The organism is Arthrobacter globiformis (assembly GCF_030818015.1).
Taxonomy (GTDB): Bacteria; Actinomycetota; Actinomycetes; order Actinomycetales; family Micrococcaceae; genus Arthrobacter; species Arthrobacter globiformis_C.
Genome location: NZ_JAUSZX010000001.1, coordinates 1,046,477 through 1,060,563, shown reverse-complemented (window position 1 = coordinate 1,060,563; position 14,087 = coordinate 1,046,477). Strand labels below are relative to the sequence as shown.

9 protein-coding genes and 2 tRNA genes are annotated in these 14,087 nt (G+C 67.8%); 5 read left to right on the top strand and 6 right to left on the bottom strand.

The window, feature by feature from the left end:
* Positions 1 to 5: 5 nt before the first annotated feature.
* From QFZ23_RS04945 to QFZ23_RS04925, 5 genes are all read right to left on the bottom strand, one after another.
* Complete coding sequence (locus QFZ23_RS04945; RefSeq protein WP_373427844.1) at positions 6 to 2,306, bottom strand: carbon starvation CstA family protein; 2,301 nt, start codon at positions 2,304 to 2,306, stop codon at positions 6 to 8.
* Positions 2,307 to 2,506: 200 nt separating this feature from the next.
* Positions 2,507 to 5,353: an FtsX-like permease family protein gene (locus tag QFZ23_RS04940; protein ID WP_306920932.1), complete on the bottom strand. Its 2,847-nt coding sequence runs from the start codon at positions 5,351 to 5,353 to the stop codon at positions 2,507 to 2,509.
* Position 5,354: 1 nt separating this feature from the next.
* Positions 5,355 to 6,089, bottom strand: coding sequence for an ABC transporter ATP-binding protein (locus QFZ23_RS04935; RefSeq protein ID WP_306920931.1), 735 nt, complete (start codon positions 6,087 to 6,089; stop codon positions 5,355 to 5,357).
* Positions 6,086 to 6,700, bottom strand: coding sequence for a PadR family transcriptional regulator (locus tag QFZ23_RS04930; protein ID WP_306920930.1), 615 nt, complete (start codon positions 6,698 to 6,700; stop codon positions 6,086 to 6,088). Before QFZ23_RS04930 ends, QFZ23_RS04935 begins: the two co-directional genes overlap by 4 nt.
* Positions 6,701 to 6,827: 127 nt before the next feature.
* Positions 6,828 to 7,811: an NAD(P)H-quinone oxidoreductase gene (locus QFZ23_RS04925; RefSeq protein WP_306920928.1), complete on the bottom strand. Its 984-nt coding sequence runs from the start codon at positions 7,809 to 7,811 to the stop codon at positions 6,828 to 6,830.
* A 113-nt stretch (positions 7,812 to 7,924) separates the two neighbouring features.
* Between QFZ23_RS04925 and QFZ23_RS04920 the strand changes: the two genes are divergently transcribed.
* From QFZ23_RS04920 to QFZ23_RS04910, 3 genes are all read left to right on the top strand, one after another.
* Positions 7,925 to 8,012, top strand: a tRNA-Ser gene (locus tag QFZ23_RS04920).
* Between the two features lie 306 nt (positions 8,013 to 8,318).
* A complete protein-coding gene (locus tag QFZ23_RS04915) occupies positions 8,319 to 8,450 on the top strand; it encodes a hypothetical protein (protein ID WP_306920926.1) in 132 nt (43 codons plus the stop codon).
* Between the two features lie 142 nt (positions 8,451 to 8,592).
* Entirely contained in the window at positions 8,593 to 9,414 is an 822-nt protein-coding gene (locus QFZ23_RS04910) for a VOC family protein (RefSeq protein WP_306920923.1), read from the top strand.
* Between the two features lie 240 nt (positions 9,415 to 9,654).
* On the opposite strand, the gene QFZ23_RS04905 is transcribed toward QFZ23_RS04910, so the two are convergent.
* Positions 9,655 to 11,631, bottom strand: a complete 1,977-nt coding sequence (locus QFZ23_RS04905; protein WP_306920920.1) for an FAD/NAD(P)-binding protein — start codon at positions 11,629 to 11,631, stop codon at positions 9,655 to 9,657.
* A 61-nt stretch (positions 11,632 to 11,692) separates the two neighbouring features.
* Here QFZ23_RS04905 and QFZ23_RS04900 point away from each other — a divergent pair, with 61 nt between their 5' ends.
* Positions 11,693 to 13,921 (top strand): prolyl oligopeptidase family serine peptidase, encoded by a 2,229-nt coding sequence (locus QFZ23_RS04900; protein WP_306920917.1) that lies wholly within the window; start codon positions 11,693 to 11,695, stop codon positions 13,919 to 13,921.
* Between the two features lie 62 nt (positions 13,922 to 13,983).
* A tRNA-Ser gene (locus tag QFZ23_RS04895) sits at positions 13,984 to 14,071 on the top strand.
* Positions 14,072 to 14,087: the final 16 nt, after the last annotated feature.

Genomic DNA, 14,087 nt, shown 5'->3' with positions numbered 1-14,087 from the left:
GCTCATCAGTGATGGCCTGCGCGCTCGACACGCAGGTCGGCGGGCAGCTTGTTCCATTCCGCCATGAGCTGGCGTTCGGCTGGGGTGGGGATCAGCCCGGCGGGCGCGTACACACGCGACGGATGTGGCCGGTCCTCGTTATTGACGTTGGGAACGCCGGCCGTGGTGTTCCGGACGGCCTTCACCGTGGCCACCACCGCCGTAACGATGACAATGATGCTCAGGACCACGAAGATGACGGACAGCCAGCCCTGGATCATGGTGTTGCGGACCACCGCCTCCATGGCCGCGGTGGTCTTGGCCGTACCGAAGGAGGTCTTCCCGTCGGCCAGCGCCTTGCTGAAGGCGGCGTTGTTGGCGAAATAGCCCACTGCCGGCACGGAGGAGAAGATCTTGTGGATGCTTGCCGTAATGGTGACGACGGCAGTGAAGGCCAGCGGCACGGCCACGATCCACAGGTACCTGAACGAGCCGCGCTTCGCCGCGATGGCCATGCACACGGCCAGCGCAATCGCGGCCAGCAGCTGGTTGGCGATGCCGAACAGCGGGAACAGGGTGTTGATGCCGCCCAGCGGGTCGGTGACACCCATCAGAAGCACCGCGCCCCAGGCGCCCACCATGATGGCCGTGCAAAGCCACGCGCCGGGCCGCCAGGACGCTTCCTTGAACTTCGGGGCAAAGTTCCCGATCGAATCCTGCAACATGAACCGCGCAACGCGGGTTCCGGCGTCGACCGCTGTGAGGATGAACAGAGCCTCGAACATAATCGCGAAGTGGTACCAGAAGGCCATCATGCCGGTGCCGCCGATGAACTGCTGCATGATGTGGGCGAGGCCCACGGCGAGCGTCGGTGCACCGCCGGAGCGCGAGACGATGCTTTCCTCGCCCACATTCGAGGCGGTCTGGGCCAGTACGTCGGGAGTGATGTTGACGCCGGCCAGGCCGAGCCCGTTGACCCACTGGGCCGCCGTCTCCACCGTTCCTCCGGTCAGTGCCGCGGGGGCGTTCATGGCGAAGTAGATCCCGCGGTCGATCGAAATCGCGGCCACCAGCGCCATGATGGCGACGAAGGATTCCATCAGCATGCCGCCGTAGCCGATGAAGCGGGTCTGCCGCTCCTTCTCGATGAGCTTCGGCGTGGTGCCGGAGGAAATCAGGGCGTGGAAGCCGGACAGCGCGCCGCAGGCGATGGTGACGAACAGGAACGGGAACAGTGCCCCGGAGAAGACCGGACCGTTCTCGCGGCCGGCGAACTCGCTGAAGGCGGGAACAGTGATTTCGGGGCGCACGACGATGATGGCCACGGCGAGCATCGCGATCACGCCGATCTTCATGAACGTCGAGAGGTAGTCGCGCGGTGCGAGCAGGAGCCACACGGGCAGGATGGCAGCGATGAAGCCATAGACGATGAGGCCCCACGCGATGGTGACCTTGTCCAGGTGGAAGAACGCCGCGCCCCATTCCGTGCCTGCCACGGCGCCGCCGCCGATGATCGCCGCCATGAGCAGCACGAACCCGATGATGGAAACCTCCATGACCTTGCCAGGACGCAGGTACCGCAGGTACACGCCCATGAACAGCGCGATCGGGATGGTCATGCCCACGGAGAAGACGCCCCAGGGGCTCTCCCCCAGGGCGTTGACGACGACGAGCGCCAGGATCGCGACGATGATCACCATGATCAGCAGGGTGGCCACGAGGGCGGCGGTCCCGCCGATGACGCCGAGCTCCTCGCGCGCCATCTGGCCGAGGGAACGGCCGCCGCGGCGCATGGAGAAGAACATGACCACGTAGTCCTGGACCGCACCAGCGAGGACGACGCCGATGATGATCCAGATGGTGCCGGGGAGATACCCCATTTGGGCGGCGATTACGGGCCCCACGAGCGGGCCGGCTCCGGCAATGGCGGCGAAGTGGTGTCCGAAGAGGACGTTGCGGTCAGTGCGGACGTAGTCCTTGCCGTCGGCCTTGTATTCGGCCGGCGTTGCGCGGCGGTCATCGGGCTTCAGCAGATACCGCTCAATGACTTTAGAGTAAAAGCGGTAGCCGATCAGGTATGTGCACACCGAGGCAAACACGAACCAGATGGCGTTGACCGTTTCGCCCCTGACAATTGCCAGCATGAACCAGGCCACGCCGCCCAGGAGTGCGATGGCCACCCAGATGGCGATCTTCGCAGGGGTCCATCTGCGCTCTTCGGCGTCGCGGACCGCGTCATCAACGGACGTCGGCGGCAGCGATTCATCCGCGGCGGGATTCAGGTCCTCGGCCGCGGTTCGGGTCCCGTCCTCAGGCATGGTGCCCATGTCTCCTCCTTGAGATTCCCAGCTGGCACGGAGTGTGCCACGGGCACCCTACCAACGGGCATGGCTTCAGTCGCGGCCATTTGCGGGGTGCTGCCCTGGGAATCGACGAGCGGTCCCGATACCGCGGTGAGCGGACGGCCTGCCGGACCGTTCCCCGCCCGCCCCGTACCGGCTGTCAGGTGCCGGCCCTCAGGGCCAACTCAGCTGAGACTTCGCCGGGACACCGGCAGGCGGGCACGGGCAAAGACCCAGGCCAGTGCGCTGCCGGTCAGCGGCACGGCAACGAGCAGGGCCAGCAGCGGCAACCACGGGACGACGGGCTCTGCAAACATCCGGGTGGCCCCAATGAGGAGGAGTGAGGGCACCACGCCGGCGGCCACTCCGAGCGAGGTGCCGAGGGACGCGGTCATGAGCGACTGCGCACCGGCCAGTGCCTTCCGCAGCCGCGGTGGCGCCCCGACCCCCGCCAGCGTCATGTGGTCTGCCCGGGCATCGGCGAGCGCCAGGCCCGTGGTGATGCCGGCGGCGCTGAGGGTGATGAGTGCACTGGTGCCAACGATCAGCCACAGCAGTTCGGACCCGGTGTGGTCCGCTCCCGGCTCAACGTAGAAGCCCAGGGCCTGGATCCGGTAAACCTGCGCAAGTGCCGCCGACGCCCGATCCTGCTCAGCGGCTTCCGGGTATGCGGACAGCTGGGCGAGCAGAACGGAGTTGTCGACGTGGATGCCCAGCTTGGACGCGGTGCCAGGCGGGATGACTCCGTAGAACGGGACCGGCACCTCCGGCGCCTCCACGACAGCCGGCAGCACTGTGTTGCTCTGGGGCTTGTAGGCAACGACGGAACCGGGGCCGGGAACGGGCTGGCGAACGTCATAGGACTGGAGCGTGGTTTTCCCGTCCTTTTCGAAGACCGGGTTGCTGACCACCACTCCGCCGCTGTTCAGTGCCTCCACCGCCGCAGGACTGGGTTCCCGGCCCAGCAGTGCCCGCAGCTCGTCGACGCCGCCAACCACTAAGGGCGGAAGCTGGCCGGCGGCTCCCGCCGGGAACATCGATCCGTTGCACCGCCAGTCCTGCCCGTCCAGGACGCGGCCCTGTGGCGTAGCGGGGCATTCATGGCCGGCCGGCACCGCGAGCTTGTATTGCCGGCAGTCCACTCCGTCCGTTTTGGCGGGAAGGGATCCGTCGGCGGACGCCTGCATGTCGCACTTGCTCAGCACCGGGCCCTTCAGGATCTGCGTCCACTGCACGGTGCTGAGCTCCCGCTGCAGTGCCGCGGCCACGGCAGCCGGGTCAATGGGCGGGGCGGAGGCCGTCCCCGGCGATGGGACAGGAGCGGTTTCCAGCGGCAGCGAGACCTGGTTTTCCTGCGCAGCCCACATGTGCGTGCGCGTTGCCTCCTGCATCTGGCTGGCGGAGAGGACCATCGCGGCACTGGCCAGCGTTGCGGCGGCGAGAACTGCCGCCACGGCGGGAACCGTGCGGCTGCGGTTCCTGGCAGAGTCACGGGCGGCCATCCGCAGTGGCAGCGGCAGCCAGGCCGTGCGTGCAGTCAGGACCTTCACGAACGTCCCGGTGAGCAGCACCAGAGCCACAACCGCCAGGACCGCGCCGCCGGTGAGCAACGCCGCGACCAGCGGGGTGCGGGCAGCGACGGCGTCCAGGTCACCGGTCAGCCCCAGCGTTCGCCCGGCCGCCAGGCAGATGATGGCCACAACCAGCAGAAGGACTCCCACCCGCGCGGGCCAGGGCCCCAAAACAGCGGGTGCGCGGCCGGACTTCAAGGCGCCGAGCACCGCCTGCCGCGCAACCTGCCGGGCAGGAACCACGGCGGCCAGGAAACATGCCAGCAGGCCCATGGCCATCGCAGCCACAGTGGGCAGGATGTCCAGATGGAACCCGGGGAAGCGGACGGAGCCGAGGTGCCTTGCTATGCCCACCACAGCCGCGGCCCCACCGGCCCCCAGCACGGCACCGGCAACCACGGCGATAGTCCCAAGCCACAGCCCGGCGGCGGTCACCACCGCCCGCACCGTGGGTGCTTCCGCACCGCTTGCGGCAAGCAGCGCGAGCTCCCGGACTTGGCGCTTAGCTCCCACAGCAAACGCTGCACCGGCCAGCAGGCCCACTTCGAGCAGGGCAAGTGCCCCGATCAGCACGCCGGTAACGTAGCCGGCGGCGTCCATGGGCCCGGAGCCGGCGGCAGCACCGGACGGGACCGGCGGATCGAGTGCCACGGCGCGGGACAGCACCGCGATGCCATACCTGTTCAGGTCACGAATCTGGTCCCACGTTACGGGTTTTGAGCCCACGAGGTAATACATCGTTTCGCGGAGCGGACTCCCCTGGGCCGGGCGGCCCATGGCCGCCTGGCCAGGCTTCAGGAACAGGATGGGGTTGCCGTCCGAGTAGGTGGCATCCCGGAGGGTGCCGACGACGGCGAAGGTGCCGTCCGCCGTCGTCAGCCTGTCGCCGAGGCGGATTCCAAAGCGTTCCAGCGCACCGGGCGAGACGAGGATTTCGTCACGGGCGGCGGCGGGCCTGCCCTGCAGAAGTGTGTATTTGCGGGTGAAGGCGGGGTTCAGGGCGTCGACGGCCTTGGCCATCACCGGGACATCCGACGCGCCGCCATGGGACGCGCGGGCCCTGACCGTGAGTGTGAGCTGCGTTTCGGTGAGGACTTCGTAGCCCGCCGGGATGGCGTCCCGCGGATTCCGCGGTGTGAAGTCCGGATCGATGGTGAAGTTCCGCGTCATAGTTGCCGTCTCAAGCACGGGGTCCTGCACCGTCTCGGCGTTCGAGGCAGGCATGCTGCGGAACCGCGCCTGCGTGCTGCCCAGCTGGTACTGCACCCGTTCCGCCGGCGTTTCCTGCATGCTTTGCGCCAGGGCCGCGGCACCGGTCATGCCGGCAACGGGCAGCAGGATCAGCAGGATGATCAGCAGGGAGCGGCCGCGGTGCCGGCTGATGTCCCGGCGCGCCATCCGAAGGGCAAGACGGAAACTGTGCCACCGGCCGTACGGCACAGGCGCAACGTCAAGGGCCATCTCAGCCGGCCGGTGCCAGGAGGACTGCGGGATCGTGCATGGCCGCTGCCTCATCCACGATCCGGCCGTCGCGGATGAAGACCACGCGGTCCGCCCACGCGGCATGGCGGGCCTCGTGCGTGACCAGCATGACGGCGGCGCCGGCGTCGGCGCGGGAGCGGAGCACCTCCATCACGCCGTGGCCGGTGGTGGAATCCAGCGCGCCGGTGGGCTCATCGGCGAGGATCAGCCGGCGGCTCCCCACAATGGCGCGGGCGATGGCCACGCGCTGCTGCTGCCCGCCGGACATTTCATCCATGAACCGGTCCGCGAGCTCGGGGATCCCCACCTGCCGCAGGGCATCCAGTGCCTGCCGGTGCGCTTTCCTGGCCGGCACGCCGTCGAGTTCGAGCGGCAGTGCGGCATTTTCCACGGCCGACAGCGTCGGAACCAGGTTGAAGTCCTGGAAGACGTAGCCCACGGCACGGCGGCGGAGCCGTGCCAGCGCGTTCAGTCCCAGCCCCGCCAAGGGCGTTGACTCCACAAAGACGCCGCCCGACGTCGGCCGGTCCAGTCCGCCCGCCAGCGCCAACAGCGATGATTTTCCGGAGCCGGACGGCCCCATCACCGCGACGAATTCCCCGGCGTTGATGGTGAGGTCCACATCCCGCAGGGCGGCAACGGCCGTCGCTCCCTGCCCGAAGGTCCTGCTGACTTTGGCGAGCTCGAGGACCTGCTGCGGTCCGTGCACGGTCACCGGCGGTTCTCCGCTGTGAGCGGGGCAGCCTCTTCCACAGTGACCCCGTTGGATGGCCTACGTGCCGGGTTGCGCGTCCCGGAGCCCTGCGCAAGCTGCACCATCCTGGCCTCGCACAGGTCCAGCCAGCGGATCTCGGCCTCCGTCTGGAAGATCAGCGAATCCAGCACCAGCAGCCACGCCGTGTCCGCCGCCCGCTGGTTGGCCGCGGTGTCCCGCCGGGACTTCGTATAGTCCTGCAAAGCGCGCATGGAAGCGGCGCGCTGGGCCTGGATGATGGCTGCCACGTCCACCCCGGGCAGGGTGACGGCGAGCGCCAGCTTGATGGCAAGCTCGTTGCGCGGCGGATTGCTGCGTTCCACCGGCGTCGCAAACCAGCCCTGGACCTCCGCCCTGCCGGCGTCGGTGATGCTGTACACGACGTGGCCTTCGCCGTCGCCGCCGTCGTTGCTGACAAGGCCGTCACGTTCCAGCCGGTCGAGGGTGGTGTAGACCTGCCCGATGTTCAGCGGCCAGGTGGACCCTGTGCGGTCTTCGAATTCGACCCTGAGCTGGTAGCCGTAACGCGGCTGGTCCTGCAGGAGGGCGAGGAGGCTGTGGCGGATGGACATCTGGCTCCTTGGCTGGAAGTCGGCGGTATGCACGCGCCCCCAAGGCGCGTGCATACCGCGTATGTTCCGAGCCTAGTCCGTCTTTTGGTGAAGCGCAATACTGAGTATCTACCGCTCGGGGGCGGCGTTACATCACCAGTAGGACCTTGCCCACGTGTTCGCCGGAGTCGAAGTACTTGTGGGCCGCCCTGGCCTGGTCCAGCGGAAAGGTTTTGGCCACCAGCGGGTGGATCCGCCCTTCAGCGACGAGGGGCCACACGTAGTCCCTGACCGCCGTCATGATGACGCCCTTCTCCGCAGCCGGTCGGGGCCGGAGCGCCGTGGCCACGACGGCTGCCCGCTTGCGCAGCAGCTGACCGAGGTCCAGTTCCCCCTTTGCGCCTCCCTGCAGCCCGATGACAACGAGCCGGCCGTAATCCGCAAGGGCGTCGACGTTCTTCTGCAGGTACTTGGCGCCCACCACGTCCAGGATGACGTCGGCACCCTTGCCCCCGTTCTGCGTGCGGAGGCTCTCGGCGAAGTCTTCCTCCGCATAGTTGATAGCGATGTCCGCACCAAGAAATGCCTTGGCGGTGCTGACCTTTTCGTCGGTGCCCGCGGTGGCTGCCACGGTAGCGCCCAACGCCTTGGCCAACTGGATGGCCATGGTGCCGATGCCTCCCGTGGCGCCGTGGATCAGGACCGTCTCCCCCGGCTGCAGCTGCGCGGTCATGACCAGGTTTGAATACACGGTGGCCGCCACTTCAGGCAGGGCGGCAGCGGTGACCAGATCGACGCCGTCGGGAATCCTCAGCACCTGTTCCGAGGGCACCGCGACCTGCTGCGCATAGCCGCCACCGGACAGCAGCGCCACGACTTTGTCCCCGATGGAAAACGGCTTGGTCACCCCCGGGCCGAAGCCCGCGATCCTGCCGGCAACCTCCAGCCCTGGTATCTCCGAGGCACCCGGCGGGGGCGGGTAGTAGCCCCTCCGCTGCTGGACGTCGGCGCGGTTCAGGCCCGCCGCCACAACATCGATGAGGACCTCGCCCTGGCCCGGCTCGGGAGCCGGCACCTCGCGGATTTCCAGCACTTCCGGCCCGCCGGGCTCCGAGATAAAGACGGCTTTCATGGCGAACTCCCGATTTCTAGCTGATTCCTGCCCCAAAAATACTGTGCACCGGCGACAACTGCCACGCGGCGATTTTTGTTGCAGCCAACTGCCTATGAAACACTACTAGTCAGGGAAGGTTGTCCGAGCGGCCGAAGGAGCTGGTCTTGAAAACCAGTGTGCGGTAACCCCGTACCAAGAGTTCGAATCTCTTACCTTCCGCGCAGGGGCCGGCGTCGTGCGAAATGCACGGCAATACGGCCATTTTGAAGGCCGGCCGGGCCAATCGAAAGGTTGGCTCGGCCGGCCTTTTGCATGGCCAAGTAGTGTCCCACTTGTACGGGCAAGTAGGGGTGCGGACAGGCGCGCCCGAAAATCAGGTAATCCGAGTACCTGCTTTGGAGAATTCGAGTACGCCCCACTCATGCGCGGCCGTCGCCGAAGGCGTTCACTTGTATCAGCACCGCTCTTTCCCGCGACCGCGGGAGGGAGATTCCGCATCCACCGTTGCATGTGGGGGTCGAGGTCATGAGCAAGGCTGAGAAGCAAAGCCTGCGGTACTCGGACTACTACTGGTGCATGTCGCTGAAGGACTTCATCGAGTGGATCGAGGCCGACGACGACCAGGAGCCGGCCACGTCATACTCGGACCAGCGCTGAGCGAACTGACGGCGCCGGCAGCCGCCCATTGAAGCTGGCGGCCGCCCATTGAAACTGTCCCACCCCCGGCATAGTGTCTGTCCTGTCCGTAGTACCTCCATGACCTGCGGAGACATCCCGCACAGCACACCAGGAGCAGACTATGCCCACCCCTGAAATCACGCCCGGCGCACCTTGTTGGATTGACCTCATGACCACCGACACCAACCAGGCGAAGCAGTTCTATGGCGAACTGTTCGGCTGGGATTTCCAGACTGGAGACCAGGAAAAGTACGGCGGATACATCACCGCCACCAAGAACGGCAAGAGCGTGGCCGGCATCATGCAGAAGCAGGAGGACCAGGCCACCATGCCGGACGCGTGGTCCGTGTACCTGCGCACCGACGACGTCGCCGCCACGGCCGCGGCGGTCACCGCCAACGGCGGCCAGGTCTACATGGAGCCCATGGATGTCCCGGAACAGGGCCACATGGCCTTCTTCGGTGACGCCTCCGGGGCCGCCGTCGGCGCGTGGCAGCCCAGGGAGATGCGCGGCTTCGATCTTGTTGCCGAGCCAGGCGCGTCGGCTTGGCATGAGCTCCACACAAAGGACTACGCCGCTGCGGTGAAGTTCTACCAGGAGGTGTTCGGCTGGAACACCGACGTCATGAGTGACACCCCGGAGTTCCGCTACACCACCCTGGGGGCAGGCCGGGACGCGAAGGCCGGAATCTACGACGCCACAGCCGACCTTCCCGGCGAAGTCCCCTCCAACTGGGTTATCTACTTCGCCGTCGAGGATGCAGACGCCTCCATCGACAAAGCTGTCAGCCTGGGCGCGACCCTCGTCGACGGGCCGGATGACACCCCCTTCGGCCGGTTGGCCACGCTGACGGACCCCACCGGGGCCAGGTTCAAGCTCGTCGCCGACACTGGCCAGGGCGAGGCGGACGTCGCCGAGACCGGCGGACAGGGCGCCCTGTAACCCACGTCCCTGAACGAATGCCGGCCGGGAGCTTCGCAGGAAGCTACCGGCCGGCATGCTTTGTGCGGCCTGAGGCTGGCGATACGCCGGGAAAATGGGGGAGCGTTCCCACCCAAGCGGCAGGACCTGAGGAAGCGTCCGGACCCAGGCGGCAGGACCTGAGGAAGCGTCCGGATTCAGGCGGCAGGACCTGAGGAAGCGTCCGGATTCAGGCGGCAGGACCTGAGGAAGCGTCCGGATTCAGGCGGCAGGACCTGAGGAGGCGTTTGGGGCAAGGCCAAGGATGCCGCGGGCGATCTCGTCGGCGTCGCGGAGGGTTCGCTGTCCGCTCGGGTACACCGGACCGGCCTGCTGGGCCGCTTCGGCGGCAATGGCCGTTCCCCACTGGGTGGCCGAGAGCTGAAGCCCAAGCACGTACATCCTGTCCGTGAGCTCGCCGTTCGCCGCAACCGGCCGGTACGGGTGCGGGCGGACGTCGAGGCCGGAGGACTGCACCGGCGTGCCTTCCACCGTCATCATGGTCCGTGGCCGCACGAGCCCGTCGGCGAGGAGCTGCTCCAGCAGCGGGGACTCGTTGAGGGCCACCCGGTTGGCCGGCGCCAGTGCCTCCACCAGCGTGTGTGCTTCCGCGGCACCCCCATGCACCCACGGCGAGGCGGCGGTGAAGGCGCGCTTCCCGCGGGCCACGCCGAACTTAGGATCCGGACCCACGAAGCTGACAATTCCGGCGCGTGCCAGTGCCGCCAACTGCTCGGCGCGCAGCGCCGGAGGACCGCTGGCGAGGCCCTCCACCAAGGGCTCAAACCAGCCCCGCAGGCCGGCGACCCATGACTCATCGGTGATCCCGCCGTCGGCCACCACCGATTTCAGCACGGCACGGCCGTGGTGCAGCGCCCCGATGGCCATCTTGACGGGGTCGTCCTCGCCGAGCGCGGAGCGGCGCGCATCGTCGTCGAGGTAATCGACGACGGCGGCATCCAGCTCGGCACGCGAGGCGAAGGTCCGCCCTGACAGCGGAGCGGCAAGGCCTCGCAGGTCCAGCCTGCTGCCCGGATGGACATGGCGGCCTACGACGGCATTGAAGTCCTCTTCCCACCGCCCGGTGCTGTGGGCATGCGGGTGCAGTGCCTCGTCCAGCTCCTTGAGGAACGCGGCATGGTCCTGAACGGCATCCGGCTGCGAGCGCAGCAGGGTTGTGTAATAGGCCCAGAGGGCGTCCCGGTGCAAGAGCGGCCAGAGGTCGTGGTCGAACGCCGGAACAATTCCGGCCGCCGCGAACCTCTGCAGTGCCTTCCCGGTGAAGTAGCGGAGCGTGACCGACGCCGGGTAGTAGCCCGCAAGGGTGGCCTTGGACCGGTACGGCGTTCCGCGCCGGGACGCGGCGTAGATTATCGGCTCCTGGCCCGAAGCCCGGTACTCGAGGGCGTCCCCTGCCTCCACGAACTTCCCTCCCCTGCCCTCCGTGAGCTGGCCCATCACGTCGAAGAAGTTCAGCCCCATCCCGCGGACCAATACCGGCTCCTGGGCAGGAATCACGCTCCAGTCGACGTCGGCCGGGACGGCGGGCGGGAAGTAACGCAGGCCGAATCGGGCGGCGGCAGCCTGCAGTTCGCGCTGTTCCGGGCTGAGGCGGGACGCGAGGTGGCCCAGCGCGAGGACGACGGAATCGACGGTGAGGGTCCCGCCGTCGTTCAGTCCACCCCCGTTCAGTTCGACGTCGAACGTTCCGTCCTGCTGCCGGCGCGCAGCGGTGGCCGTCGCCTGGTGCATGTCGATGGTGACGCCGTCAGGCAGCGCGGCGAGCAGCTCCTCGAAGGTGGACCGCAGGTAGCGGCCGTAGATGGCGCGGCTGGGGAAGTCGCCGGATCCCAGCACGGCGAGCTCTGCCCGTTCGTCGTCGGAGAGCTCCGGCAGGGGGCTGTGCTGCTGGGCTTTCCGCCAGCGGTCGAAGGTGGTGCCCGCCACCGGCGCGGCCAGACCCGTGTCCTCGGGAACCAGCGTGGGGTAGAACGACTGCGTGTTCATCAGGTAGAGACGCGACTGTCCGGGCTGCCAGACGTGCCCCGGACCGGCGGGAAACGGATCGATGACATCGATGTGCAGGCGGGCTCCGGCGGGGCGGGCGGCGGACCAGTTGGCGAGCAGCCGCTCCAGCACGCTGGTACCCCGGGGACCGGCGCCAATCAGCGCCGTCCGGATGCTCTGCGAAATAGCCACGCCTTCCAGAGTATCGGCATGTGACTTGCTAGCTGAGCGGGGATGTTGTTTGGATGGGCGCATGACCACCACCGCAGCTGATTCTGCCCCTGCGTCCGGCGCCGCTCCCACGGAGACCGCGCCCGCGCCCACCGACGAGAACATCTGGCTGGAGGACATCTACGGCGAGGAACAGCTGGCTTGGGTGCGCGAGCAGAATGCCCGCACGGAGGACCTGTTGGAGGACGCCGACTATGCCCGGCTCGAGGGCGGGATCCTTGAGGTGCTGGACTCGACGGACAAAATCGCCATGGTGAACAAGCACGGCGAGTGGTACTACAACTTCTGGAAGGACCGGCAGAACCCCAAGGGCCTGTGGCGCCGGACCAGCTGGGACAGCTACTGCAGCGACGCCCCGGAGTGGGACGTGCTGCTCGACGTGGATGCCCTGGCGGCCGCCGACGGCGTGGAATGGGTCTTCCACGGAGCAAACCTGCTCCGGCCGGAACCCGGGCAGCCGTACCGGCGCGCGCTGGTGGCGCTCTCCCCCGACGGCGGCGACGCCAACCGCTACCGGGAGTTCGACGTCAAGACCCGCACCTTCGTTGATCCCGCCGCCGGCGGCTTTGACCTCCCGACGGCGAAGGGGAACGTCTCGTGGCTCGACGCGGACACGCTGCTGGTCGCCAGTACGGCAGAGGATCTCCCCCGCACTGCGTCGTCGTACGCCCGCACCGCCGTGCGGCTGCGCCGCGGCCAGGACCTGACGGATGCACCGCGCATCTTCGAGATTCCCGAGGACCACATGATGGCGATCGTGGCCCACGACTCCACGCCCGGCTTTGAGCGGACGTTCGCGGTGGACTGGATCGACTTCTTCAACCACCGCACGTCCGTGCTTCAGGACGGTGGCTGGGTGCCGGTGGACGTGCCCACCGACGTGAACACGGGCGTCCACAGGGAATGGCTGCTGTTCAGGCCGCAGCGCGACTGGACGGTGAACGGCACCACCTACGCGGCCGGCTCCCTGCTCGCCGCCGATTTCCGGGCGTACCTGGCCGGCGTGCGCGAACTGACGGTTCTCTTTGCCCCGGACCCGCACACGTCCCTGCAGTCCTGGAGCTGGACGCGGAACTTCCTGCTGCTGAACCTGCTGAAGGATGTGTCCTCGGAAATCCGTGTACTGGATCCGGCTGCCTCGTGGCGGTCCTCGCTGCTGGACGCCTGCCCGCCGCTGCACGACGTCAATGCCTTCGCCGTGGACGACGAGGACGACGCGGAAAGCGGGGCCGGGGACGACTTCTGGCTCGTTGCCACGGGCTTCACGACCCCGAGCACGCTGACCCGCGGGACGCTGGCCCGGGGAACCGCCGGCGGCGGGGCTTCAGGCGGAACTGCCGGGGCAGGCGTGGTGAGCAGCCATGCGGAGGTGAAGGCGTCGCCGTCGTTCTTCAATGAGGCGGACTACGAGGTGCAGCAGCACTTCGCCGTCTCCGCGGACGGCACGCGGGTGCCGTACTTCCAGGTGGCCGCGCGGGGCCTGGTCCTCGACGGGCAAAACCCCACGCAGCTCTCCGGCTACGGCGGCTTCGAGGTCTCGCGCACGCCCGCGTACAGCGGCACCATCGGCCGGGCATGGCTGGAGCGGCGCACCGCCGCAGTTCCAGGCGACGGCCTTGCGGAGGGGCACAGCCGGGGCGGCGTTTACGTCGTGGCCAACATCCGTGGCGGCGGGGAATACGGCCCGTCCTGGCACCGCGCAGCGCTGCAGGAAAACCGGCACCGCGCCTATGAGGACTTCGCGGCGGTGGCCAGGGACCTGATCTCGCGGGGTGTCACCAGCAGGGAGCGGCTCGGCTGCGTCGGCGGCTCCAACGGCGGCCTGCTCGTGGGCAACATGCTGACGCGGTACCCCGAACTGTTCGGTGCCGTGTCCTGCGGGGTGCCGCTGCTGGACATGCGCCGGTACGCGAAGCTGTCGGCGGGACACTCGTGGATTGCCGAGTACGGCGACCCCGATCTGCCCGAGCACTGGGAATTCATCAAGACCTTCTCGCCGTACCACCAGCTGAAGGACGGCGTGGAGTATCCGGAGACCTTCATCTGGACCGCGACGTCCGATGACCGCGTGGGTCCCGTGCAGGCCCGGAAGATGGCCGCGCGCATGCTGGCCATGGGCATCCCCAACGTCTGGTTCCACGAAGCGCTGGAGGGCGGGCACGCCGGTGCCTCGGACAACCGGCAGGCCGCCGCGCTCCAGGGCCGCAGCCAACACTTCCTGTGGAAGGCGCTGGCGGAGGGCATGGCCTAACACCGGCGTTTTGCACTCGATGGCCGGTTCTGCGTATCCTTGGTTGGCTAGTAATAGCAATTGGAGACGTGCCAGAGCGGCCGAATGGGCTTCACTGCTAATGAAGTGTGGGGCACAACTCCACCGGGGGTTCAAATCCCCCCGTCTCCGCGTTTGGCCCCGGTCT